This window comes from Virgibacillus aidingensis, assembly GCF_010994035.1.
GTDB lineage: Bacteria > Bacillota > Bacilli > Bacillales > Amphibacillaceae > Virgibacillus_N.
On record NZ_WIXN01000017.1, the window covers coordinates 41,229 to 65,063 of the forward strand.

The 23,835-nt window shown below is 40.1% G+C and carries 24 protein-coding genes and 1 riboswitch; of the genes, 8 read left to right on the forward strand and 16 right to left on the reverse strand.

All coding sequences use genetic code 11. The features are described 5' to 3' along the window. The first annotated feature begins 2 nt into the window (after positions 1-2). Complete coding sequence (locus GHD25_RS14100; RefSeq protein WP_164217925.1) at positions 3-203, forward strand: DUF1657 domain-containing protein; 201 nt, start codon at positions 3-5, stop codon at positions 201-203. Between the two features lie 24 nt (positions 204-227). Continuing rightward, positions 228-1,085: a DUF421 domain-containing protein gene (locus GHD25_RS14105; protein ID WP_164217927.1), complete on the forward strand. Its 858-nt coding sequence runs from the start codon at positions 228-230 to the stop codon at positions 1,083-1,085. A gap of 57 nt (positions 1,086-1,142) precedes the next feature. Here GHD25_RS14105 and GHD25_RS14110 read toward each other — a convergent pair whose 3' ends face one another. The 6 genes from GHD25_RS14110 to GHD25_RS14135 all read right to left on the reverse strand — a co-directional run bounded on the left by GHD25_RS14110 (position 1,143) and on the right by GHD25_RS14135 (position 8,519). Then, positions 1,143-2,120, reverse strand: coding sequence for a zinc-binding dehydrogenase (locus tag GHD25_RS14110; RefSeq protein WP_164217929.1), 978 nt, complete (start codon positions 2,118-2,120; stop codon positions 1,143-1,145). Between the two features lie 44 nt (positions 2,121-2,164). After that, positions 2,165-3,106, reverse strand: coding sequence for an ArsA family ATPase (locus GHD25_RS14115; RefSeq protein WP_164217931.1), 942 nt, complete (start codon positions 3,104-3,106; stop codon positions 2,165-2,167). A 42-nt stretch (positions 3,107-3,148) separates the two neighbouring features. Beyond that, the gene (locus GHD25_RS14120) at positions 3,149-3,406 is read right to left on the reverse strand and encodes a cory-CC-star protein (RefSeq protein ID WP_164217933.1); all 258 of its coding nucleotides are present in this window, start codon (positions 3,404-3,406) and stop codon (positions 3,149-3,151) included. A gap of 112 nt (positions 3,407-3,518) precedes the next feature. Then, a complete protein-coding gene (locus GHD25_RS14125) occupies positions 3,519-5,255 on the reverse strand; it encodes a carbon starvation CstA family protein (RefSeq protein WP_164217935.1) in 1,737 nt (578 codons plus the stop codon). A gap of 374 nt (positions 5,256-5,629) precedes the next feature. Continuing rightward, the gene (locus GHD25_RS14130; protein ID WP_164217937.1) at positions 5,630-7,009 is read right to left on the reverse strand and encodes a Glu/Leu/Phe/Val family dehydrogenase; all 1,380 of its coding nucleotides are present in this window, start codon (positions 7,007-7,009) and stop codon (positions 5,630-5,632) included. 88 nt (positions 7,010-7,097) lie between these two features. After that, on the reverse strand, positions 7,098-8,519 hold the full coding sequence (locus GHD25_RS14135) for a hypothetical protein (protein WP_164217939.1): 1,422 nt from the start codon (positions 8,517-8,519) through the stop codon (positions 7,098-7,100). A 147-nt stretch (positions 8,520-8,666) separates the two neighbouring features. Between GHD25_RS14135 and GHD25_RS14140 the strand changes: the two genes are divergently transcribed. Then, the gene (locus tag GHD25_RS14140) at positions 8,667-9,011 is read left to right on the forward strand and encodes a YflT domain-containing protein (RefSeq protein ID WP_164217941.1); all 345 of its coding nucleotides are present in this window, start codon (positions 8,667-8,669) and stop codon (positions 9,009-9,011) included. A 132-nt stretch (positions 9,012-9,143) separates the two neighbouring features. On the opposite strand, the gene thiT is transcribed toward GHD25_RS14140, so the two are convergent. Together thiT and GHD25_RS14150 are read right to left on the reverse strand one after the other, a co-directional pair. Continuing rightward, complete coding sequence (gene thiT, locus GHD25_RS14145) at positions 9,144-9,716, reverse strand: energy-coupled thiamine transporter ThiT (protein WP_164217943.1); 573 nt, start codon at positions 9,714-9,716, stop codon at positions 9,144-9,146. 89 nt (positions 9,717-9,805) lie between these two features. Next, a riboswitch (TPP riboswitch) is annotated at positions 9,806-9,910 on the reverse strand. A gap of 127 nt (positions 9,911-10,037) precedes the next feature. Beyond that, positions 10,038-11,825, reverse strand: coding sequence for a M3 family oligoendopeptidase (locus GHD25_RS14150; RefSeq protein ID WP_164217945.1), 1,788 nt, complete (start codon positions 11,823-11,825; stop codon positions 10,038-10,040). Between the two features lie 404 nt (positions 11,826-12,229). On the opposite strand from GHD25_RS14150, the gene GHD25_RS14155 reads away from it, so the two are divergent. After that, positions 12,230-12,766: a YceI family protein gene (locus GHD25_RS14155; RefSeq protein WP_164217947.1), complete on the forward strand. Its 537-nt coding sequence runs from the start codon at positions 12,230-12,232 to the stop codon at positions 12,764-12,766. A gap of 282 nt (positions 12,767-13,048) precedes the next feature. On the opposite strand, the gene GHD25_RS14160 is transcribed toward GHD25_RS14155, so the two are convergent. Continuing rightward, positions 13,049-14,191 carry a tetratricopeptide repeat protein gene (locus tag GHD25_RS14160; RefSeq protein WP_164217949.1) on the reverse strand — a complete coding sequence of 381 codons (1,143 nt, stop codon included), beginning with the start codon at positions 14,189-14,191 and terminating at the stop codon, positions 13,049-13,051. 206 nt (positions 14,192-14,397) lie between these two features. On the opposite strand from GHD25_RS14160, the gene GHD25_RS14165 reads away from it, so the two are divergent. Next, positions 14,398-14,538 carry a hypothetical protein gene (locus GHD25_RS14165; RefSeq protein ID WP_164217951.1) on the forward strand — a complete coding sequence of 47 codons (141 nt, stop codon included), beginning with the start codon at positions 14,398-14,400 and terminating at the stop codon, positions 14,536-14,538. Positions 14,539-14,587: 49 nt separating this feature from the next. Beyond that, a complete protein-coding gene (locus GHD25_RS14170) occupies positions 14,588-14,941 on the forward strand; it encodes a thiol-disulfide oxidoreductase DCC family protein (RefSeq protein ID WP_164217953.1) in 354 nt (117 codons plus the stop codon). A 2-nt stretch (positions 14,942-14,943) separates the two neighbouring features. Here the strand turns inward: GHD25_RS14170 and GHD25_RS14175 are convergent, their stop codons facing one another. The 6 genes from GHD25_RS14175 to GHD25_RS14200 all read right to left on the reverse strand — a co-directional run bounded on the left by GHD25_RS14175 (position 14,944) and on the right by GHD25_RS14200 (position 19,231). Beyond that, entirely contained in the window at positions 14,944-15,810 is an 867-nt protein-coding gene (locus tag GHD25_RS14175; protein ID WP_164217955.1) for a VanW family protein, read from the reverse strand. A 68-nt stretch (positions 15,811-15,878) separates the two neighbouring features. Continuing rightward, positions 15,879-16,133 carry a hypothetical protein gene (locus GHD25_RS14180; RefSeq protein WP_164217957.1) on the reverse strand — a complete coding sequence of 85 codons (255 nt, stop codon included), beginning with the start codon at positions 16,131-16,133 and terminating at the stop codon, positions 15,879-15,881. 326 nt (positions 16,134-16,459) lie between these two features. Beyond that, entirely contained in the window at positions 16,460-17,674 is a 1,215-nt protein-coding gene (locus GHD25_RS14185) for an NAD(P)/FAD-dependent oxidoreductase (RefSeq protein WP_164217959.1), read from the reverse strand. A gap of 182 nt (positions 17,675-17,856) precedes the next feature. Beyond that, the gene (locus GHD25_RS14190) at positions 17,857-18,564 is read right to left on the reverse strand and encodes an SDR family oxidoreductase (RefSeq protein ID WP_164217961.1); all 708 of its coding nucleotides are present in this window, start codon (positions 18,562-18,564) and stop codon (positions 17,857-17,859) included. 104 nt (positions 18,565-18,668) lie between these two features. Beyond that, complete coding sequence (locus GHD25_RS14195; RefSeq protein ID WP_164217963.1) at positions 18,669-18,821, reverse strand: hypothetical protein; 153 nt, start codon at positions 18,819-18,821, stop codon at positions 18,669-18,671. Positions 18,822-19,039: 218 nt separating this feature from the next. Further along, on the reverse strand, positions 19,040-19,231 hold the full coding sequence (locus GHD25_RS14200; protein ID WP_240452372.1) for a hypothetical protein: 192 nt from the start codon (positions 19,229-19,231) through the stop codon (positions 19,040-19,042). A 232-nt stretch (positions 19,232-19,463) separates the two neighbouring features. On the opposite strand from GHD25_RS14200, the gene GHD25_RS14205 reads away from it, so the two are divergent. Both GHD25_RS14205 and uraA read left to right on the forward strand, forming a co-directional pair. Further along, positions 19,464-19,958, forward strand: coding sequence for an AMP-binding enzyme (locus GHD25_RS14205; RefSeq protein ID WP_164217965.1), 495 nt, complete (start codon positions 19,464-19,466; stop codon positions 19,956-19,958). Between the two features lie 258 nt (positions 19,959-20,216). Beyond that, positions 20,217-21,500, forward strand: a complete 1,284-nt coding sequence (uraA, locus tag GHD25_RS14210; protein ID WP_164217967.1) for a uracil permease — start codon at positions 20,217-20,219, stop codon at positions 21,498-21,500. A 33-nt stretch (positions 21,501-21,533) separates the two neighbouring features. Here the strand turns inward: uraA and GHD25_RS14215 are convergent, their stop codons facing one another. Beyond that, positions 21,534-23,696: a type IA DNA topoisomerase gene (locus GHD25_RS14215; protein WP_164217969.1), complete on the reverse strand. Its 2,163-nt coding sequence runs from the start codon at positions 23,694-23,696 to the stop codon at positions 21,534-21,536. Positions 23,697-23,835 lie beyond the last annotated feature (139 nt).

The following is a 23,835-nucleotide window of genomic DNA, read 5'->3' on the forward strand; positions in this document are numbered from 1 at the left end:
ATATGACTGTTGGTTCACAGGTAAAAAGCTGTTTTTCGTCCATCAAAAGTGCAGAAGCAACCATTCAGTTACTGGCCAGCAAAACGCAGAAGTATGAGGCGCATGCAAAGTTTAAGGAAGCAGAAAAAATCATGGCTAGTATTAAAAATGATCTGCAAAAACAAGTGATACAACTGACCAAAGAAGAACCACAATATAAGTAAGTTATAAGGAGGGACTAAAACCACATGCCCGGATGGATAACCTTGATTGTCAAATCACTCATTTTATTAGTGGCGTTATTTTTCCTCACCAAATGGCTTGGTAAAAAACATCTGTCACATATGAATATTTTCGAATATATTTCGGGGGTGGTCCTGGGCGGAATCGTTGCCATTCACACCGTCACTCCCGAGTCTAACATTATTTATGGGCTGATAGCTATGTTTATTTGGTTCATCATTCCATTTGGAGTAGAATTATTTTCCCTAAAAAGCAAAACCTTTCGTAATTTCACGCAAGGAAAAAGTACCGTGTTTATTCAGGACGGAAAAATTATGGAAGACAACTTAAAGAAAGAAGGATACTCCACTGATGATCTTCTCGAAAAACTGCGGGACAATAATATTTTTCTTGCATCAGATGTGGAATTTGCTGTTCTGGAGCCGACAGGAACATTAAGTGTATTGCCAAAAAGGGAAAACCGTCCCCTGACTGCAAAAGATTTGGGTTTAAATCTAGCACCCGACAAAGAACCGCAAACAGTAATTATGGACGGTAAAGTGCTGCTTGAACCTTTGGCAAATCTGAATTTAAACAAAAACTGGCTTGAAACGGAATTGGATAAAATGAACGTAAGCATAGAAAATGTTTTTTTGGGACAGGCAGATCATGATGGACAACTGTATGTTGATTTATATGACGATAAACTTGTCGTGCCTGAGCCATCGGAAAAACCGCTCCTGCTTGCAACTATGAAAAAATGCCAGGCTGATCTGGAACTCTTTGCCCTGGCCACCGAAAACGTGGAATCAAAAGAACTATATGAAAGAAACAGCAGGAAGCTTCAACACGCAACAGAACTGATACGTCCCTTCTTAAAATAATAAACTGCTCCTTACATTGTCTTATATGTAAAGAGCAGTTTTTGCCGGAAGTCACCGTTACATTTTTATAGCGACTTTTCCAAATTGCTTGTTTTCCTTTAAATAATTAAATGCATCCTGAATATTTTCAAGAGGGAATGTTTTGTCAACAACAGGATGCATTTGAAAATTGTCCATATGGTTCAATAGTGCGTGAAGCTCCTGTCTGCTTCCCATCGTGGAGCCAATAAGCTGATACTGTCCGTAAAAGAAGGAACGTAAATCAAAATCAATCACATCTTCAGTTGTAGCACCAAACACAACCATTTTACCGCCCTTTTTCAAAACTTCCAAAGAACGGTTAAAGGTCGCCCTGCCAACACTGTCAATAACTATGTCCACTGTTTCTTTTTCCAGTTCCTGTTTCCAGTCACTGTTTGTATGAAGAACAATATCTGCGCCCAACGCTTTCGCTTTTTCCAGCTTCTCCTCACTTCGGGATGTTACAATTACCCTGGCACCTGCATTTTTAGCAAAGTTGATTAAATATGTGGAAACTCCGCTTCCCGCTCCCGGAATAAATACAGTATCCCCTTCCTTTACCTGCGCTCTGGTAAACAGAGCACGATAGCCTGTTAAAGCGGATAAACTGAGGACACCTGCCTCCTCCCAGGAAATATGTCCCGGCTTTTTCTCCACCTGTTCCTCGGAAATGGCAATTTTTTCAGCAAAGGTACCGTGGTCCGGCATGCCTAAAATATCAAATTCTTTAGGCGGTGCATCACTATTTTCATACCATCTCAGTGCAGGGTTAATGATCACTTCATCCCCCGGTTTAAAGGCGGTAACTCCTGCTCCAACTGTTTCAATTTCACCGGCACCGTCTGAACCAAGGATGAGAGCATCCTTGGTGTCGCCTCTTCGCTTGGGAATCATTAGATCACGGCGGTTTAAACCTGCAGTTTTTAATTGAATAACAACTTCCCCTTCTTTAGCAGTTGGCTCATCCATTTCCTTGATTTTCAATTCTCCGAATTCATGTACAAATGCTTTCATTGCTAATCCCCTTTCTATTAAAAAGCCTGGCTTCCGCCGGATTTTCAGACGGAAACGCCGTTGCCAAGATGTTTACTGAATAACTCTAAGTGTTGTTTGCTCGCAATGTCCTGAGGAAGTAAAGGAATATAGATCAAATGTTTATCTGAAAATGTTTCTTCTATTAAATCCACATACTGTTTCTCATGTTTTTTCCGTTCGGCAAAAAATGCTCCTTCTGCTTCTTCCGGCAGCATTTTATTTACAATCAGTGTTTTTACATTCAATTTATACTGATCAAGCAGTTTAATTGCTTTTTTTGTCTCGGCAATCGGCAGCCTTTCCGGATTCAGAACAAAGATAAACCCCGTCATATTTGGATCAAGCAAAATTTCTCTTGCCTTGGAAAAACGCTCCTGCCGTTCCCTTAACACATTGTAAATAGGATCCTCAACCGGTTCGCCATCATTTAACAGCCGGGTATAATTCTCATTCGTCTTTCGGCGTTTCTGCAGCAGGCCTTCTATCCAGACGCCCATTAATTCAGGCAGAGAAAGCAGCCGGATCGTATGACCGGTAGGTGCAGTATCAAAAATAATTTTGTCATATTTTTTTCTTTCTTCCAATATGATGGAGATCAGTTTGTCAAACAGCGCTGCTTCATCTGCCCCGGGGGAGGCCTTTGCTGTATCCAGCTGCCGATGAACCTCTTCCATCATTCCTGAATGTACTGTACCCTTTATATTATCTTTTACACTATTAATATAATTAGTCGTCTCGATTTCAGGGTCAATTTCAAGTGCGGATAATGAACTGGTAACTTTTTTTATCCTGCCGCCGATCGATTGTCCGAAAATATCTCCCAGATTATGTGCAGGATCTGTGGACACAAGCAGTGTTTTATTATCTTCCTCAGCCAGTTTCCAGGCAAGACTTGCAGCTGAAGTGGACTTGCCTACGCCCCCCTTTCCTCCCAGGAAGATTATTTTGCGATTTAATTCCTTCATTGATCATTCACCTTTTCCATTCAAAATCAAAGTAAGTTTAAATCAGCAGCATCGTATGCCTGTCAGAGGGGATTTCTCCATCCCCATCCTGAGATGCCAGTCATGAAATTTTTCAATCATATATGGATAAAGTTCCAGCGTATAATAATAAACCGGATTCGGTATGCCAATCATCTCGGAATATAAGAGCAGCAGAAATAAATCATCTTCATCCCTCAGTTCACGGGCAACTTCCTGGCGATGCGGCATACTCAATACTTCTTCATAAAATTCTATTAGCTTTTTGACTTTATCCAGCATATGATTCACCTCGTGTTTGAATAGTATACCTATTTTCTAAATTATCATTAACCCGGTGATATATACAAGAAAAGGGACCTATTATATGATCCCTTTTCTTCACCTAATCCTTTTAATGATCACTATCAAGGGGTTTGTCATATTTCCCTGTCATCACCTGGACAGCCGTCAGGATAATCCATATCGCAAATACAAAAATAATGGATCCCAGAATAAATAACAATGTGTTTGATTCCGTGCCGAACCATGACCATTCGAATATTACCTGCTGGAACATGGCCCATAAAGTCATTGCCATGACGAAAATCATTGGAATGATTACGGCAATATAATTACGTCCCAATCGTTTCAGCCAAACCGCAATCAGCATTAAACTGATAGCTGCAAGCAATTGATTTGACGTACCGAATAATGGCCAGAGCAAGTATCCGCCGGAACCGAAACCTTGCGGCCCTTCCGGCAGCAATACAAGTGCAGCGCTTGTTCCTACTGCAATAGATGTTGCTACATGTTTTTTATTTAATGTTGGTACTTTATACTCTATACCTAATTCACCAATAATATAACGCATTAACCTTACCGATGTATCCAGTGATGTTGCAGCAAAACTGATAACCATAATGGAAACCAGCGTTGTTGCAATATCGGGAGGTATCGCCAGCCCTCCGGCAAGGACGGAAGCCCCTTCAATGAAAACACCCAGCCCTGCTTCATTGGCATCCACAAAGCTCCCATAAGTTGCAAAGAAATCACTTTGGGTAGCAAAAAAGGTTCCTACTGCAATAATGGAAAGAAGTGCTAAAATCCCTTCGCCAACTGCTCCTGCATACCCGACAAACCGTGCTTCCGTCTCATTGTTTAACTGTTTGGCAGAAGTTCCCGAAGAAACAAGCCCGTGAAAACCGGATATTGCCCCGCAGGCAATGGTAATGAACAGCAACGGCAGCCATGGCGTGTCTGCACCTGAATTTGTTACAGGTGCTGTCATTTGGGGGTTTGTTAAAAATAGACCTATATATAGAATAACCAATCCTAATACAAGCTGGTGGGAATTGATGAAATCCCTTGGCTGCAAAAGCTTCCAAACCGGCAGCGTAGAAGCTATATATACATATATCATGAGAATAATTATCCAAATAAAGAAAGCAGAAGACACCGCACCCAGTCCAAAAATTCCCGCAGCGCCTTCGCCACCAAAATATTGAACAATGTCTATTTGCAGAAACTCTACCCTGCTTGCGATAATAGCAACCCCGTACATCACTGCCAGCGCAAGCAAAGAGGGGATTAGCATCTTTGTTTTGCCTTTATAGACTACATAACCAATCCAAACAGCTAGTGGAATTTGGATAAATACAGGCAGTACACTTGATGGGTAAGAGATAAATAAATTGGCAACTACCCAGGCAAACACAGCATTTACCATTAAAACGAGAATCAGGATAATAAATAAAAATAGAATTTTGGCTCTTTGACCGACTAATCGGTGGGCTAATGTACCAACCGACTGGCCCTTATTTCTGACAGATAAGACGAGAGTTCCAAAGTCATGAACCCCTGCAGCAAAAACTGTTCCTAAAACCACCCAGAGCAGTGCAGGCAGCCACCCCCAATAGAGGGCGATGGCCGGTCCGAGGATGGGAGCTGCACCGGCTATGGAAGAGAAATGATGTCCCCAAAGTACAAACTTGTTTGTAGGTACAAAATCCACTCCATCTTTGTATTTGTGCGCAGGAGTAACATAATTAGGGTCAAGCCTGAAGATCTTTTCTGCTATGAACTTGGAATAGTATCGATAACCGAGTGCGAAAACTGCCATCCCTATAAGTGCAATTAAAATACCTGACAAACTTTACTACCTCCCTTTAGTTTATTTTGTCCGCTAACAGACAAGCTTCTTCCCTCATAAAAATTATGTACGGGAATGTATATTTATTACAATTTTATATTAATTTATAATTTAATAAATTACAATACTTTTAAATTACCTTTAAAGAACGAGAGTGCAAGAGACCGTTTAGCGACGTACAGACCTGCGACTCGCCTAGCCATGCAGACCAGCTTTGCCTTAAGAATCGGCGTTTAAAGCTGATCATTCAGACGCAGATAATAGTATGAATTTGTTTTTTACGAATGTAAATTCTTTGTGAATCATATCATTTCCTGGGCCAGAACAAAAAAATCGACAGGATTTTTGCATTCCTGTCGATTTTCTTCTTTACTTTAATATAATTTACCCTGTCGATACAGAACGGTAGAAAGCTTCGTTACTGCATGAATATAACAATTTTCCCGCAAGGAATACGCATCACCGAAATATTGGGGGTAAACTTTGTCACATGTTTCACGGAACTTCTCAAATAGCCGATCGTATACTTCCTCTTCCGTATAAAATTGTGTCTCCCTGCCTTGCAGCCATTCTAAATAAGATACGATCACCCCGCCGGCATTCGCCAGTATATCCGGAATAATCACTTTTCCCTTTTCTTTTAAATTGGCATCAGCTTCTCCGGTAGTGGGCGCATTTGCTCCCTCAACAATAATGTCCGCTTGGATATCATCCATATTTTCACTATGAATCTGGTCTTCAAGTGCCGCCAAAAATAAAACATCTACTTCCAAAGTCAATAGATCATCCCGATCCAAAATGGTTGCTTTTACTTCTGCTTCAGTTAATTGTTCGTGGCTGACCGGTAAATCTCCATTATTTTTTTTGACATACTGAACAAGACTTGGAATATCCAATCCATCGGAATTATAAAGCGTTACATTTTGATCGCTGACAGAAACCACTTTATTATTCAGGAGATTACAATTATGTGCTTCCAGTGCAACTACGGAACCCACATTCCCAAAACCCTGCACTGCAAGCTTCAGCGGCTTTCCATAATAATTCAGTATTGTTTTTGCAAAAGGGTTCTCCCTTTCAACCATCCACTTATATTGCTTTTCCATAAAATCATGAAGCAGGTAGCGGAAAGAAAAATAAACACCCTTTCCTGTTGCATCCTTTCTCCCTAAAGAACCACCATTATCCACACTCTTACCTGTAAAGCTTCCCAGGTAGCTTTGACCCGGGTGAATACTTTTATATTCCCCCATCATCCAATCCATTTCCCGTTCGCCGGTTCCTACGTCCGGAGCTGGAATATCTTTATCCGGTCCCAATATCCCGCTGAAGTATTGCACATATTTTTTGCAAACAAGATTCAGTTCCTTATTGCTGAAATTTCGTGGATTAATCACAACACCGCCTTTGCCGCCGCCAAAAGGCACATCATGCAAAGCATTTTTTAGTGTCATCAAGGATGCAAGGTTACTCGTTTCCTCCTCACTCACGGACTCATGAAAACGGATTCCGCCTTTATACGGACCTAATATGTTGTTATGCTGTATACGAAAAGCAGGAATACGTACTACTTTCTTGTTATCCAGCGCAATCCTCAAAAAAGATTTATTGACATGATTAGGTGTAGACAGGATAGAAACCAATGATGAAAAAGCTTTCTCCCTGATCTCCGCTTTCAGGTCAGGTAAGAATGTTTGATCATCCATTAAGGCTTGAAGTGATTCTTCTACAATTGTTCCGGTTGAACCAGACATCGTGCTGCCTCCTTTGCTGCTTTCATTAAACTTATTTAAAAGTAAGTGTAGCAAAAGGAAACAGCAAATAACAAGGAAACACCTTTTTCTATAAAAACATAACAGCAATTATGGTGCAGAAAAGGAGTCCTGCTATAACAGGTATAAAGTTTTTGCGTACCAGATCCATTACGGGTATACCACAGAATCCGGCAATGGCGATCAGCGAGGACCAGGCAACAATTGTTCCGCCGCCTGTCCAGATCGACCCCATTTGCCCAATTGCAGCAAGTGTACCGGCATCAATGGAAGCATTTGCAAGAGAAGCAGACAGTGCACCTGTCAACGGCAGACCGGAGAAACCTGATCCATCAAGTCCGGTTATAATTCCGACGATTAAAATGCTGAGTGCCGCCAATAGAGCACTATGTGGAATATAATCCTGTGAAGCTTCCACAAGATCGAATAAAAAGGCCGGGGCATTCTCTTCCATACCTAGAATACTTCCCGCAAAATCAGGACTTCCCAGAAAGAAAAAGCCGGCAATTGGTATTACTGGTCCCATCGCTTTAAAGGCAAAAGTAAAACCATCTGTAATATGTGTGCTGATATATTCAAGGGCATGCTGTTTTCCGAAAGCTATTGTAGACAGTAAAAGCAGAATCACTGCAACACCACCCACGAGTGCTGCGCCATCTCCGCCTTCCAGTCCACTCATTCTTCCACTCATCAGCTTTTCATAAACCATATAAATAACAACACTTAAAAGCGTTAATGGCACGAGAATGGCAAATATCCTGCTCCATTTATCCAAATTTTTTGTTCCCTGTTTTTTATCCGTACGAGAAGCGTATTGCATATTTTGTACTTCAATTTCATTTCTTTCATCATCCCTGGAGCGTATATTTTTTCTGTACAGCAAATAAGCAAGCAAAATGGCAACTCCACCTGATACGATAGATAATATCAGTGCTTTATCTGCAACGGCAGCCGTATCAACACCTGCAGCTATCGCTGACAAGCTTGGTGCAACCTGGACAATATAGTCGGAAGAAAGAGCCATACCCTGGCCGGCGATAGCAATGGCAACAGCAGCCGTCATAACAGGTAATCCGGCACGTACTGCGGCAGGTACGAGAAGCGCGCAAATCAACGGCACTGCCGGCGTCGGCCAAAAAAACAGTGAAATAACATAGGTGACACCGACTAAGACAAAGAAGGATATATGGCCATTTGTCATCATTCTCTGAATCGGCTGGATCATTTTTCTGTCGGCACCTAAATCTTTTAAAGAATTTAACAGAGCAAGCATAAAGGTAATGATTAAAAATATGTTAAATAATTCTTGGGCAGCAACCAGATTAGCCTGAAATATTGCCGTGAATCCGTCAATTATATTACCCTGATAAGCCCAGGCAACAATAAATGTTCCGAATAAAGTAGGCATTACGACGCCTTTGCGAAAAATCATGGTAGCAATGATAACTAATGTAATCAAACCATATAACCAATGGGGCAGCGTAAGCTCCATATTCTTCCCTTCCTTTCTTCATTGGTCATATAGCCTATGCAAAATTCATGTGTTTAGTTCGTATACATACGGGAATGAAATAAATGAGCAGTTGGGAGCGGGATAAATACATTTCCCGCCATAAAATCATCCAAGGAGGTATTTTAAATGAAACCATTTATCAAGGAATATACGAATGATGAACAGCTTGTTACTGATGTAAGCATCTTGAAGGACCGTGGTGTCGATAAGAACAATGTCTATGTCATTTCCCATGACAATGACCGTACAGACCGCATTGCAGGCAATGCTGATGCAAATACAATCGGAATGAAAGAAATGGATTTCGGAAATGCAGTCGGAAACCTCTTCAGCAGCAAAGGGGACGAATTACGCACAAAACTGAATGAAATAGGATTATCCGAGGAAGAAGCAAACAAATACGAAGAAGAGATGGATGAAGGTAAAGTATTATTAATCGTAACAGATGAAGATGTTAACTATTTATTGTAATCCACGGAAGGGAAGCCGGCTGCTGCCGTTTTCCCTTTCCTATTGCAGATTTCAATCAAGAAAATCATTTCACGCACAGTACAGAAAAGGTAACCTCGTTCATGGAGATTACCTTGTGAGCGGCTTATTGATTTATGCTGCATTAATGAGTGTTCTTGGCTGCTTATGAAATAAGAAAAATACAAGTACCGTACATAAAACAAATGATGGCAGCATATAGGAAGCATTATAGATTAATGAATAAAGCCATGCCGGCTGCCCTTCGACGGCAGAACCGAAAAAGACCATGCCTGCTGTAAAATGTGCAAGGAATCGAAGTGCACTGCCTAATAAGACCCCCAATGTAATATAAGTTAAATATGTTTTGGTTTCACCGTTTTTCACAGATTGCTGCACTGTTTTGGCAAACACACCCGCCACACCAATCACCGTGAAAGCCAGCGCATAATCGAGAATGCCCTGAACCGGATGCAGAATATAAGCTGTTCCGGCGGCAACCTGCAATAATCCCAATAAAAATCCGGAAAGCAAACCGCCCTTTAACCCCCAGCGGAAGGCAACAATAAATATTGGAATCATGGCAAACGAAACAGATCCTCCCTGTGCCCAAATTTTAAATGATAAAAACGGTAAAATGTCCAATAGCAGCGCCAATGCCGTAAAAATAGCCACTTCAATTAAAAATAAGATTCTCCTTGAACGCATATAAAATTACCTCCCCTTTTTATAAAAGCAAAAAAAGCAATGCCAAGGGGAAGACTTCCTGATGGGAAATCCGCTCACATTACTTTTTCCATCAAAAAAGCCATCATCCCTACGCTAGTACTAACTAACAGGTTCTAAGGGTAAGAACATGCACCATGTTCACTCTCAGCCAAAAGGCTCCCCCTGCAGGCTTTCAATATTCTGCTTTTTTTACTCAACCATATTTTATACCAGACTTAAGGAAACTTCAATCTATTTAGACGCCTCATGCAATTTTTTCACTAGCTATGGAGATGGAGATACAAATTTCTGGCCCGCATTTTAATCTGCCAAGGTTAAAAATTCCTTCACATCTGCTATACATAATTTAAGTGCGGATTCCCAAAACTCCGGCTTTGTTAAATCAACATGTAAATGTTTATCAGCCAGTTCCTCGACATTCATTTTTCCGGTATCACGAAGCAGCGCAATATAATCATCCTCAAAGTCATCCCCCTGCTCTTTAGCTGCCGCGTAGATTCCCAGACTGAATAAATAGCCAAAGGTGTATGGAAAATTATAAAATGGAACTCCTGTAATATGAAAATGAAGCTTGGAAGACCAGAAATTTTCATCATACTCCTCCAATGCGTCACAATAAGCTTCCTTTTGTGCTTCAACCATCAGTTCATTTAAGCGGTCAACAGGAACCAGTCCCTGCTTCCGTTCCTCGTAAAACCAAGTTTCAAAAAGAAATCTGGCATGAATATTCATGAAAAACGCCACACTTCTCTGTATTTTATCTTCCAGTAAAGCCAATTTTTCTTCAGCATTTCGCGCATTCTTTACGGCAGCATCAGCAACAATCATTTCTGCAAATGTAGATGCAGTCTCGGCAACATTCATCGCATAACGCTGATTAAGACCATTCACATCATTCATCACATGCTGATGATAAGCATGCCCCAATTCATGTGCCAGTGTTGCAATATTGGAGGATGTTCCTGAATACGTCATAAATATACGTGTTTGTTCACTGTCCGGAAAGCTCGTGCAAAATCCGCCCGGCCGTTTACCTGCCCGATCTTCAGCTTCTATCCAGCGTTTTTCAAAAGCCATTTTTGCAAAATCGGCCATTTTGGGGCTGAATTTGCCAAACTGTTCTATAATAAAATCTGCGCCTTGCGTATATGGCATTTTTTTCACTGATTCGGAAACAGGCGCGCTTATATCATACATACTGAGTTTTTCAATACCCAAGAGTTCTGCTTTCTTATTTAAAAATTCAACAAAGTACTGTTTATTGTTAGTAATGGCCTTCCACATCGCATCCAATGTTTCTTTTTGCATACGGTTGATTGCCAATGGTTCCTTTAAAACGTCGTCCCATCCCCGATGTCTATATTTCTGCAGTCGAAAACCGGCCAAATGATTTAATGTCTGCCCGAATAAATCCGCATTTTCCTTCCAGGCTTTACTTATTTGGCTAAACACATGTTTACGTATATTCCGATCCGGATTTACGATTTTGTTGGCGGCCTGACCAACAGAATATACATTTGTTTTTCCGTGTTCTTCGAGTTCAACCTGCATGTCCCCTACGATAGTATCATACATTTGACCCCATCCATGATACCCATCCACTTCCAGGTCATTGATCAGTACTTCCTCATCAACAGAAAGACGTTCCTCCGCCCTTTCCCTATTTTCATTTAGTACAAAAGATACTTCCTGGAGGGCGTCCGATTTTAACATATCACTCCATGCTGCTTCATCGATTTGGATAAATTTTTGTTCCAGGTTTGTCTGAATGGCATCCAATTTTGCTTTTATTTCACTTCGTTTTCCAACAAGCAGGCTCGCCTTTGTATCATTAACATCCTGAGCGCTTAAGCAACTGATAAAAGCAAAAGCTTCTCTTGCCTTTTTTGTAATCTTTTCCATATGTTCGACAATGTTCTCCAGCCCCGTCATTCCGTTGGGCTGTTCAGGAGAATAACTGTCCACTTCAGCAGTCAGTTTTACTATTTCTTTTTCAATGTCTGACAAATATGTATGAAATGCTTTTGATTCACTTCCTCCGGGGAAAAGGATATCTAAATCCCAGGTAGGATCATAGGTTTTTTGCATGCAATCTCTCCTTAATGAAAACGTTGGATTTCGGTAATTTTCTTACCCTGAGACTTATTATACCAAAAAATCTGAATTTTTCCAGTATATTTCCAAAATTTGTTGAAATCCTTGTACTTTTTAATCATTTTTTATATAGACAAACTAAAAGGATGAGGAATGCCTATTAATATTAGGAATTTGAATTGTTTGCTTTTCCCATCAATCGGGTAAGCTATTACAAACCGGTATAATAATTAATTCACTGTATCATTTCACGCTATCTCGGTAAAAGACAAAGATCCTTTAAAAATTAATAAGAGAATTTTAACAAGAATCATTACTTGACATTACTCATTTATGATTTTATACTAAGTAACATAAAGTAACTATAGTGTTACATAATTATAAAGGAGGACTTTGAAATGGCAAAAACAGTTTGGAAAGTAGATACAGTCCACAGTGAAATCGGATTTTCTGTAAAACATATGATGATTTCAAAAGCGAAAGGAACTTTTAACGATTTTGATGCTGTCCTTGAAGCGGATGTGGATGATTTAACCGATTCAAAAATTGAAATAACCATTGACGCAGCAAGTATAGACACAAAAAATAAAGACCGTGACGATCATCTTCGTTCTGCCGATTTTTTCGATGTGGAAAATCACCCAAAAATTACTTTTACTGCAACAGATATTAAGAAGAAATCAGAAAATAATTATGAGGTTACCGGAGACCTTACCTTACACGGTACAACTAAGCCGGTAGTACTTGATGTGAATTTTGAAGGGCAAAGCAAAGATCCGATGAGTGGAAACCAAGTTGCCGGTTTCAGTGGAGAAACAACTATTAACCGTAAAGATTTCGGCCTCACATGGAATGCAGCTGTTGAAACCGGCGGCGTGCTTGTGGGGGAAGAAGTAACAATTAACTTTGAAATTGAAGCACATAAAGAGGCCTAAAAAGGAATTTTAAAGGGCTGTCCCCTAAGCTGTGAACGGCTTAGGCAGGGCAGTCCTTTTTTCAGCTTAGAAAACGGCTAATTTGTTCTGTGGGTAAATTGGCAAAATTATTTCACATCGCCCCGGCAAGCGTGCGGAAACCGGCAAAATAATTACGGTGGGACGAGCATTTAGCGCAGTCCCAATACTGATCCTCTGACCCGGCCGGGTGCAGTCTGTAATTCACCGACCGGAACCTCACGCCTTTGTTTTTATTCCTTTATACCTTACTGCCTGGTTTTCCTATTCCATTACCTTATCAGCATTGGTATTTGTCAATTTAACAAATTTATTTTCATAATATCTTTTCTTTTTTGTGTTTTTTCTTTGGTCAAAGAAAGAAATAACATCTGCAAGTGCATTTTCAAGCAGCTCCCGGTCATTTGATTTCTCCAGCTCATGCACCGCAAATTCGTAATTTCTTCCTGCGAGGGAAAAGTTTCTATTCTGTTTATGTTCAAGACAATAGGCATATTGCATATAAATCATGCCGATTTTTCTCGCAGAATACGTTGTGAGGCCGCGATAAATATGAATTGCTTGTTCATAATACGGAATAGCCTCCTCCAGACGGGATTGGTTAAAATAATAAAACGCCATCTCAGTTAAAGCTTCTGCATGGACCATCCTGTTCTTCAGACTGGAATTCTCCAATAAAGGTATTGCCTTTGATAAATATTCATAGGCTTTATCATCTTTTTCCATGCTGCCGTATGTTTTTGCAATACTTACAAGGCTGTTGATTTTAATATCTTTATGGGGTTCTCCTGCCAATTCAATGGTTTTATCCAAATAATAAATTGCATCCTCCGGTTTATTAATGGTTGAATGCAGCACTCCTAATTTAAAATGCAAAAATAATATCATATATTGATCCCGTTTATCGCTTTCTTCAAAACAGTTTAATCCTTTTTTATAATAGGTGACGGCACGCTTGAATTTTTCCAGATTTTCCTCTGCTTCACCAAGTACCAGATAGCCGCGGGCAAGCTTAATTCTATCCTCCTCAATATCATTTTCCATTCGTTTTACTGCTTCGCTCAAAATCCTCCTTGACAACTTATAATCACTTAAAAAGGCCAATTCGCCCAATTCAATTAACCCGTCCACTGTGTGCCCGCTTGGATTATGGTACAGGCTGGATATAACTTCCGCAGATTCTTTTGCTGCTCCGATTTGAGCCAGGCTGATTGCTTCAACGAGCAATGCAAAAGCAGAAATTTTTTCTTTCTTATATTTTCCCCTGAATGCTCTTGCCTTTGTCACTACATTCGGATAATGACCTGCTTTAAACTCATGCACGATTTCTTCCAATTCCTTTTTATTTTCTTCGTCCAGGATTGTATCTTTTTTTTCATCTATATCAAAAATAATATTTGTAGACACATTTATTACCTCCTCTCTATTCTTTTCCTTAGTTTAACAGTATTTTCTAATTTTCCAAATGATAAACATACCTCAAGCAGCAATGAATTTGTATGTGTAAAATAGTTCTCGGTGATAATTCTACAAAATCCTAGCCAAAAAAGAAGAGGCACTCTATCATAAATGTATGCTTACCACGGCAAATACATTTAGAAAGAGGCCTCTTCATGAATACTATTATATCAAAATTATACACATTAATACACCAAACAGGCAATCTTATTGATTTTGAAGAAACCGTTCGTAACCTGATGTATGAGGTGTTTGCTTCACTGGTGGGGGACGTATTCACCAATTTTCTGCAGTAAAAAATAGTCCGTATATATGTTACAATGAACTTAAGCGGAGGTGACAGCATTGATCGTTTATTACGATGGTGATTGTTCCATGTGTAAGACATCAAAGACGGCTTGGCAAAAAGTGGATTGGGGAAGGAAACTGACATTTCAGTCGTTTCGTGAACTATCTTCCTATGCAAAAGCAATGGAAAAAAGCCTCCATGTTTTTCATAAAGGCAAATGGTTTCAGGGTTATCAGGCTTTAATTGAAATAGCAAAACAATTACCAGTCATGTGGCTTCTTCTGCCATTCATGTATCTTGTAAAATGGAGCGGACTTGGGGAGAGAATATACCAATTCACAGCCAAAAACCGGAAAATCGTTCCTGTCGGTCAATGTACGGGTGATGCGTGCCGCACGGATAAAACGTGAAATTAATCACCCTTAAAAAAATCTGCTGTATCGGAAGAGTAGATAGAAACCATAAGGTTCCCGTTCTTTGCTGCTGCACGAATTAATAACGGCTGATTATATATGTTTTTAAATACAAAATCAGGTCCCCACCAGCTGACTGCAGCATCTTTTCCCGGAGGCACATAGGGTACCTCTTTGGAATGTGCATATCTTTCAATAATTTGAATTCCTTTTAAATCAACTGCATTAAAAAGCGTGGAAGACACCTGACATATTCCTCCGCCAATATCTTCTGCAAGCTCTCCTTTTACAATAACCGGCGCACGTTTATACCCCTTTTCCATCGTCCGTTCCCCGACAACTTCATTGAAAGAAAAAGATTCACCGGGAAAAACCACATAATTGTTAATGGCTTCTGCTGCTAAAGAAATATTATGTGAACGTTCTTTATTGTTTTGATTAAAAGATGTGTAATAGCTGCCGAGTTTATTCGAACTAATATCTTCGAGCAACTCCCGGTTCACTTTTGGAAAGACATCTTTTACCGGGATATCCAGCACTTTTTCCTGTTGATCACTATAAAATGCCTCCCTGAATGTTCGGTGGAATTCTTCCTTATCCAGCATGGTTCCCGGCTCCCCATCAATAATTTCACCTGTTTCATTTATCCTTGCATTTTCTGGGGCTATATAAACCTTTTTCTCCAGACTGGCCACCAATTGTTTTAGCTTGCCCTCATCGATAAAAAGAGACTCAACAGGATTTAGTGAGTATTGCTCAATTTCCACTTTTTCCATTTTTGGTATATCTTCATCAGCATCTAAATTTGCTGATGCTGCAGGAATGGGAAAGATTAATATTAAAACAAATAATGTAAGAAATTTCATTTTCATGCCTCCCATTTTTAGTATGGGAAAAAAGCAAAAAATTAACCAGGAATTCTCCTGGCATACGTTTATAAAATTAAATAAATAACAAAAGCCAATAACGATAAAAATATGGCAATTGAATAAATCCAAAGCTGAATAGGAACATTTGATTTTAAAGAACTTTTTTCATAATCAAGGGAACGTTTTATTTCATCCTGGGGTGTGACCCCTTCTTCTTCATATCTTTTGATTTTATTTTCCTCTTGCCTAAAAGCAAAAAATGTGCCGGCCAATGCTGCGGCAAATAATACTATTAAAAATATAACGATTCCTGTATTCATATACATCCCTCCATCGCTATCATACCAAAAAACTTTATATTATATCTATGACGAAAAACACTCTTTATTAAAAAACATTGATTATTCTTTCCGACTATTCACCTTGTTAAAAAGGCCGCCTAACTGCAGCTAGGCGGCCTTTCATTCTTATCGGAAATCTCTTGTATCTTCCAGGTAATCACTCAGCAGGCGATAACCGACTAAAGAAGCAATGACTAATAAAAAACTCCAAAATGTTTTATTTTTCATATGTTTAACCTCCCGATTTCAATGCAAGATAAGGTTTTCGCAATACAGGTTCTTTTAAAAAACAATACAGCCTGTAATTAAAACGGACGGACTTTTCCTTTTTTAAGAACCAGTTTAGGTCCCCCCATCAGATACAGGGAACGGTTGTCCACCACTTTTTTCATTGCTGCAGCACTTTTACCGGAAAGCTTGTAGTTGGAAAACACATTTCCAATGCCATCATTTACCCCAAGTGATGCAACGGTTCCTTTGTCATCAAATACAAATTCTGTTAATGGTCCATTAGTAAGTAGCGCATTCAAATTGGCAGCTACCACGGCTGCTTCCTGTACAGCTAACTGAGCAGTAGGCGGATATGGGCGGTCTGCCTCTTTGTTCCAAACCCATGAACAGTCACCAATGACAAAAATATTTTCTTCTCCTTGCATGCGCAGATCACTGTCAACATTCACTTTTCCTTTGACAAGTTCAAACCCGGAGTTCCCCAGTACAGAGCTTCCTTTTACACCACCGGTCCATACAACTGTGCCGGCCTTGATTAACTCATTATCTTCTCCAACAATAAACCCTTCCGGGGTACATTCAGAGATAGGTGCTCCTATTCTGAATTCTACACCGCGGTCTTCCAGTGATTTCATCGCATAGCTTACAAGGTCCTTATCAAACATAGGCAAAATGGATGGTGCTGCTTCTACGTTGATGATGCGTACTTTGCTGCGGTCTACATCATATTTTTTGCAAAGCTCCGGTACTCTTTCCGCAAGCTCCCCTACAAATTCTATACCTGTAAAACCTGCACCGCCGACTAATATATGCAAACTTTCTTCTGTAGCGTTTTCATCGTTATTATATTTTGCAAATTGATACTCAATATGTTCACTGATCAAGCGGCTGGTATCAATATCTTCAATGGCAAAGGCATAATCACTCATTCCCTTGATGCCAAAGTCATTGGATTCAAAGCCTAAAGCCACTACCAAATAATCATAGGTAAGTTCACTATTTTCCAATACAACGGTTTGGTCGTCTTTTTTGATTTCCACCACTGAATCGTAAATAAGGCGAACCCTGTTAGGATTTACAACATCACTGATCATTACACGGGCCTGATTAGGATTAATTGTTCCCGCAGCTACTTCATGAAGCCACGTTGATTCATAGTGATAATTATGTTTGTTGACTAATACAATTTCTGCCTGTTCCGGGGTCAATTGTTTGGTCAGGCGCCTGGCAGTGGTCAAACCGGCATATCCTGCTCCCAGAATTACTATTTTTGGCTTGTTCGAACTCATATAACTTCCACCTTCCTTTATTGTTCTAAGTACTAAGCGATCTAATAAATAAGCTGATAATGCCAGTAAAACTATATAGATGCACTTTAACTATAATATAACATATTTATCATATCAAAGTTTTTATAAATAGGCTATTGAACTTATCCTATTAATTACAAACTATCCGACACTAAACTTCTTTATACAGGTCGAACTGTAATTTCATTTACATTCACGTAATCCGGCTGGGTAACAGCATAAACAACCGCCCTGGCGATATCGTCCGTTTGCAGCGGTTTTCTGCTGTATGACGCCAGGCTTTCGGAATTGCGTTCCGTTTCGACCATTCCCGGTGAAATATTCGTTACACGTACCCCTGTACGGGCAAGCTCTTTTTCCAGCCCCTGTGAAATCGACCGCACAGCAAACTTTGTGGCGCTATACACCGTGCTTGTCTTCGTAACCTCGAACCCGGAAACAGATGCTGTATTTATAATATGTCCCGAAGAACGGCTGATCATATCAGGCAGTACAGCCTGGATTCCGTATAAAACACCTTTAATATTTACATCTATCATTTTTTCCCATTCAGCCACTTCACCGTCCCTCACCCTGGAGGAACCTACCAGTCCGGCATTATTTACCAGGATATCTGCATCTCCCACTGTTTCTTTGGTATATTTGACCAGCTTTTCCATGTCAGATAGAACAGAAACATCCGCAACCGCAGCAAAAGCCTTTCCTTTCCCTTTTTTATTTATTTCTTCTGTAAGCGCATCCAGCTTGTCCTTCCTTCTGGCTGCCAGTACCACATTAGCACCTTCTTCAGCAAAATGTCTGCAGATTCCAGCTCCGATTCCACTGCTGGCACCGGTTACAATTGCTGTTTTGCCTGTTAGTTCTGCCAAAAGAACTCACTCCTTTTAATATTATTTAATTATCATTGGGATCTGAAGGTTCTTTTTTATCTGTCGGTTCATTGCCGGGATCTTTAGTCTCGGCCTGAGTCTGGTTACGAAACTTGTTGCGTTTCCGGGTATCGACCCGGTACTTGTTCCTCTTTTTCATCATTTTTTTTAGTCAAGACCAGAATTTGAGGAAGAAGAGAAATGTTCATTATCTGATGCTGTTTCATTGTTATCCTTGCTTCTTTGCCATCAGGCATTGTTACCTGCTGCAATCACTGCAATAAAAGCCCAGGGTGAGTACATTAATAATCATGATTTTCTGAAATATTGACATTTCCCTTTCATTGTAATCTTTTCCAACCTATCGTTCAACAATTATTAACGGAAGGTAAACCATAAAGGAGCTGGGACAAATTTTCCCGACTCTGGTAAGGTGATTGTTTGACTTTTAAATGATGTCCCAGTCCAGGTAAGATTAAAAGTATCTGGCTCTTGGATCCACAACAACCCTTTTTCTCATTGGCCTGTAAATAGGTCTTGGTACATCTACAATATTGTAACGATCTACATGCACAATAGGTTGGACAATCGGCTGCATCCGCTGCACTTTATGATCATGGGCCACAAATTTTGGCGGTAACATAATTGGTTTCGCATGCCTGCGCAATAGTGACACCTCCTAAATATCTTATATACTAGTCAATGCAATTCGCTATTCAGGGGAAACGGCTTCTATCTTAGCTTTATTGTTCAGCCGGAAAGATAGAAGCTTTATTTTTTCCAGAGAAATTTTTACATGAAAATAACTTTCCAGTAAAACGCTTTCAGTAAAATATGATATAATTTTCATATTAAATAAAAATACTACAGGAAATTTATATAAAAGGTGGGGAAATTTCATGACTCGAACAGAAGTCAGAGTAGTAAATGAGCACGGGAAAGATGTTGCGCATAATGGCAAAGAGATCGGTGAAATTATCGTAAAAGGTCAAGGAGTGGTAGACCAGAGCAGTAATATGTCGGCAGTAGAAGGATGGGTCCGAACCGGTGATAAGGGAACCATCGATAAGAACGGGAAGATTCATGTAGTGGAACCAATGAAAGATATCACATCCAGTGAAACACCTCTGTCCTCTATGGATGTTGAAAAAATATTGCTTAGTCATCCTGCCGTACAGGAAGCAGCAATTATTCCGGTTCCCGATCAGGAATTAGGGGAAATCGTACAGGGATTTATCGTTTTGCACAAAGGTCAAACAGCAACCGAACGGGAGCTGATGGATTTTTGCTTAAATAAGATGGATAAGACTGAATGTCCTAAAAGGATAACCTTTATGGAAGAACTCCCGAAAACAGTGAGCGGAAAAATATTAAAAACCCAATTAAAAGCATAGTTTTATAGGCCCTTTTTAAAAATTTCATTGACAGTTTGGAAACATCCTGCGATAATTATTGAGAAGATATTTCATACGGTTACCTTTAACCCAGTCCCGCGAGGCTGGCAAGGTGAAGCAGGTCAGGCCTGCCGCAAATAAAAATACAGCAGTCTACCAGTATGCATATTTTTATTTCTGAAAACACCTTGCCAAAAGCAAGGTGTTTTTTCATTTGCAGTGGTAACTTATGAATCATAAATAAGAGGAGGATAATAATTGGCAAAGTACACAGAAATTAAAGTCGATGAACGCTTGCCCTTATTACAAAGTTTACCACTAAGCTTCCAGCATTTATTTGCGATGTTTGGTTCTACTGTTTTGGTTCCTGTACTATTTGGGGTTAACCCTGCAACCATTCTATTAATGAATGGTGTAGGAACATTAATCTATCTATTTATAACTAAGGGAAAGATTCCGGCCTACCTGGGCTCCAGTTTTGCTTTTATTTCCCCGGTCTTTGTAGTCCTGGGCCAATATGCCGGCGGGGAAGGCTACGGCTATGCCCTCGGCGGATTTCTTGTAGTCGGTATTGTTTTGACACTGGTTGGTCTCATTGTAAAAATCGCCGGGACAAAATGGATTGATGTCGTTTTTCCGCCCGCTGCCATGGGAGCCATTGTAGCAGTTATTGGCCTTGAGCTTGTTCCCGTTGCTGCAGAAATGGCGGGCTTAATTCCCGATGCAGAAGCCGGACCTGGATGGACCATGGATCCTAACACGGTAACAGTTGCTGTATTGACCCTGGCTATTACTATTATCTGCTGGGTAACCATGAGAGGATTTTTGAAAATAATTCCGATTTTAATCGGTATTGTGGCAGGTTATATCATTGCTTTTGCATTTGGCCTGGTTGATTTTACTGCAGTGGAAGAAGCTGCATGGTTCTCCATGCCGGAATATTATCAGATGAAAATTGACTGGTCGGCCATTCTTGTTATCCTGCCAGCTGCATTAGTTTTAGTACCGGAACATATCGGACACTTATTCGTAACAAGTAATATTGTAAAAAAGGATTTGGCAAAGGACCCCGGTCTTGACCGTTCTTTAATGGGGAACGGGATTTCCACCATTATCTCAAGTTTTGTCGGTTCCACTCCAAATACTACGTACGGTGAGAATATTGGGGTACTTGCAATCACTAGAGTGTATTCCACCTGGATTATTGGCGGAGCGGCAGTAATTGCCATTGTGCTGTCCTTCATCGGAAAATTGGCTGCCCTCATTTCCTCTATTCCTGCTGCGGTAATGGGGGGAATTTCACTGCTCCTTTTCGGTATCATTGCAGCGAGCGGGATTCGGATGCTGGTAGAGGCGAATGTGGATTATAACCGGTCACAAAATTTGATTTTAACCTGTGTCGTTTTGGTTATCGGTATCAGCGGGGCAACTATCCAGATTGGTTCCGTCGAATTAACCGGAATGGGGCTTGCAACAGTGGTTGCTATTATTCTCGGTTTGTTCTTTAAACTGCTGGATATACTGAAATTATCAAACGAATAGAAGAAAAATCCGGACGTGAGCTAGAATTTTCAGCTAACGTCCGGATTTTTTTCTAAATGTCATTTCCCAGCTGTAGTAATCATTATCTTTATTTTTTATATATCTCAAATAGGCATTGAATTTCTTCCCTTTTTTACTTGTCAGCCCTTTTACATACGTTTTATTATTTTTTAGAAGTTGTTTCACCATCGTTTTGCCCGGTTTTTTCCTTAATGCTGCCAGGTATTTATCATTCTTCCAGATGATAAAATCACAGCCTTTTTTCCAATCCCTGCATGTAAAACCAATGTAGGCATCGATTACATCATTTCCGCACGCAGGGCATTTACCAATGATTTCTTCCGTGTTTGTTTTTGCTGGAATCTCTTTGATGATTCCCTGCTGATCCGCTTTTATTCTTTCTACCGATTGATTGGTAAATGTAAAAATCTGCTTTAAAAAAGCACTTTTGTTTTCCATTCCTTTTTGAATATCAGACAATGATTTTTCCAGACGCCCGGTAAATTCGAGATCAAACAAACTTTTCACCGGGAAAGTTTCTACCAGTTTTCTGCCCAGATGTGTGCATTCCAAGTTTTTTCCTTTAACGCTAATGTATCCTGCTTCCTTCAGTTTCTTTATTGTTTCCGCTCTGGTTGCCGGGGTGCCGATACTGAAACCAGCTAAAATATTTGCCAATTCCTCCTCATTTTCCTCGTCTTTATATCCCTTGCCGCATGTTTCCATCACACGAAGCAATGTTTTTTCCGTATGCTGCTTTGGCGGTTTGGTTACATGAGAAGAAATCTTGGAGTCTATCAGACTTACAGTTTCATTTTCCTGAACAAACGGCAAAATGGCTTCTTTTGATTGAATGTTTTCTACCTTTTTCCAGCCTTCTGCAAGCTGTACCCGGCCTTTCGAAATAAACAGCCCGTCCTGGCCCTCCAGCTTTGTTTGGAGTTTTGTCTCTTCATATTCCGCTATGGGCATGAATTGCATGATAAAACGGTTTTTTATCGCAGTGTAAACAATCTGTTCATCCCCGGTAAGCTTTTTCGGTCTGAGATAAGTTGGCGTAATAGCACTGTGGCTCTCGACTTTGTCATTGTTAAATACCCTTTTTGTTTTCATAAATTTAATTTCATCTTTATATGGCAAGTCCGCTGCATGGGTTTTAAGAACATGGGCCGTTTTTCCGGTTAGGCTTTCTTCCAGGGCCCTGCTTGATGTTCGCGGGTATGTAATCAGCTTTTTCTCATACAGGGATTGTGCAGTCTTTAAGACTTTATCCGACGTCCAGCCTTTATATTTATTTGTTATATGTCCTTGCAGATTGGAAAGATTGAAAAGAAGCGGCGGAAATTCCTTTTTTCTCTCCACTATTTTATCAACAATCGTACCCTGTTTTTGTTGTATAGCTTTTTGAATTGCCTCCAGTTTTTCTTTCTTTTTAAACTTTTCTCCTTTTCCCTCTGTATAAGCCCCTTCATACTCATTTTTATCTTTTGTTTGAAACTTTGCCTGCAGTTTAAAATAGTTCTCAGGAACAAATTTTTCTATTTCCGTGTCCCGATCATAGATAATTTTTAAGGTTGGCAGGAGAACCCGGCCAATATTAAGCGCTTTGCCTTTTCCTTTCTGATATTTTAATGTGGCAACGGAAGTCAAATTAATCCCGATCACCCAATCTGCCCATTGTCTGCTGATCCCCGAATCCCTTAAAGATTTCATTGTCCGGTTTGGCTGGGTGGACTTCAGACCCTGCTGAACTTCTCCAGGTGTCCACTCATTAAGCAATAAACGATAGACCGGCTTGCTCTGCCTGCCGCCCCGGTAAATAATACTGTCTCCGATCAGCTGCCCTTCACGGTCATAATCACAGGCAGAGATAATTGCTTCCACATCCGGGCGTTTCATTAGCTGCTGGATGATTTTAAGCTGTTTAGCAGCACCCGGATCGGTACTTTTTCTGTTCCTGGGATTGCTTTTAACTTTATATTTAAACTCCTGCGGGATAAAGGGAAAGTTGTCCATGCTCCACCGTGCCATTTTACTGTCATAATCCTTGGCATCGTACAATTCAACCAAATGACCAAATGCCCAGGTAATCAAGTAATCTGTCCCTTCAAAATATCCGTCTTTCTTTGTTTTAATTTTTAATGCATCAGCGATGTTTTTTGCAACGGAGGGTTTTTCTGCGAGAATTAATTTCATACACCATCACCTTTTCTCTTAAAATGGAAAGGAAAACGAAGGAAAATAAAAGAAGTATAATATATTCTATCACAACTTTGCACATGAAACATAGGGACGGTTCTCTCGTTTTAATAAACTGAATTTACTTGAAGAAGAT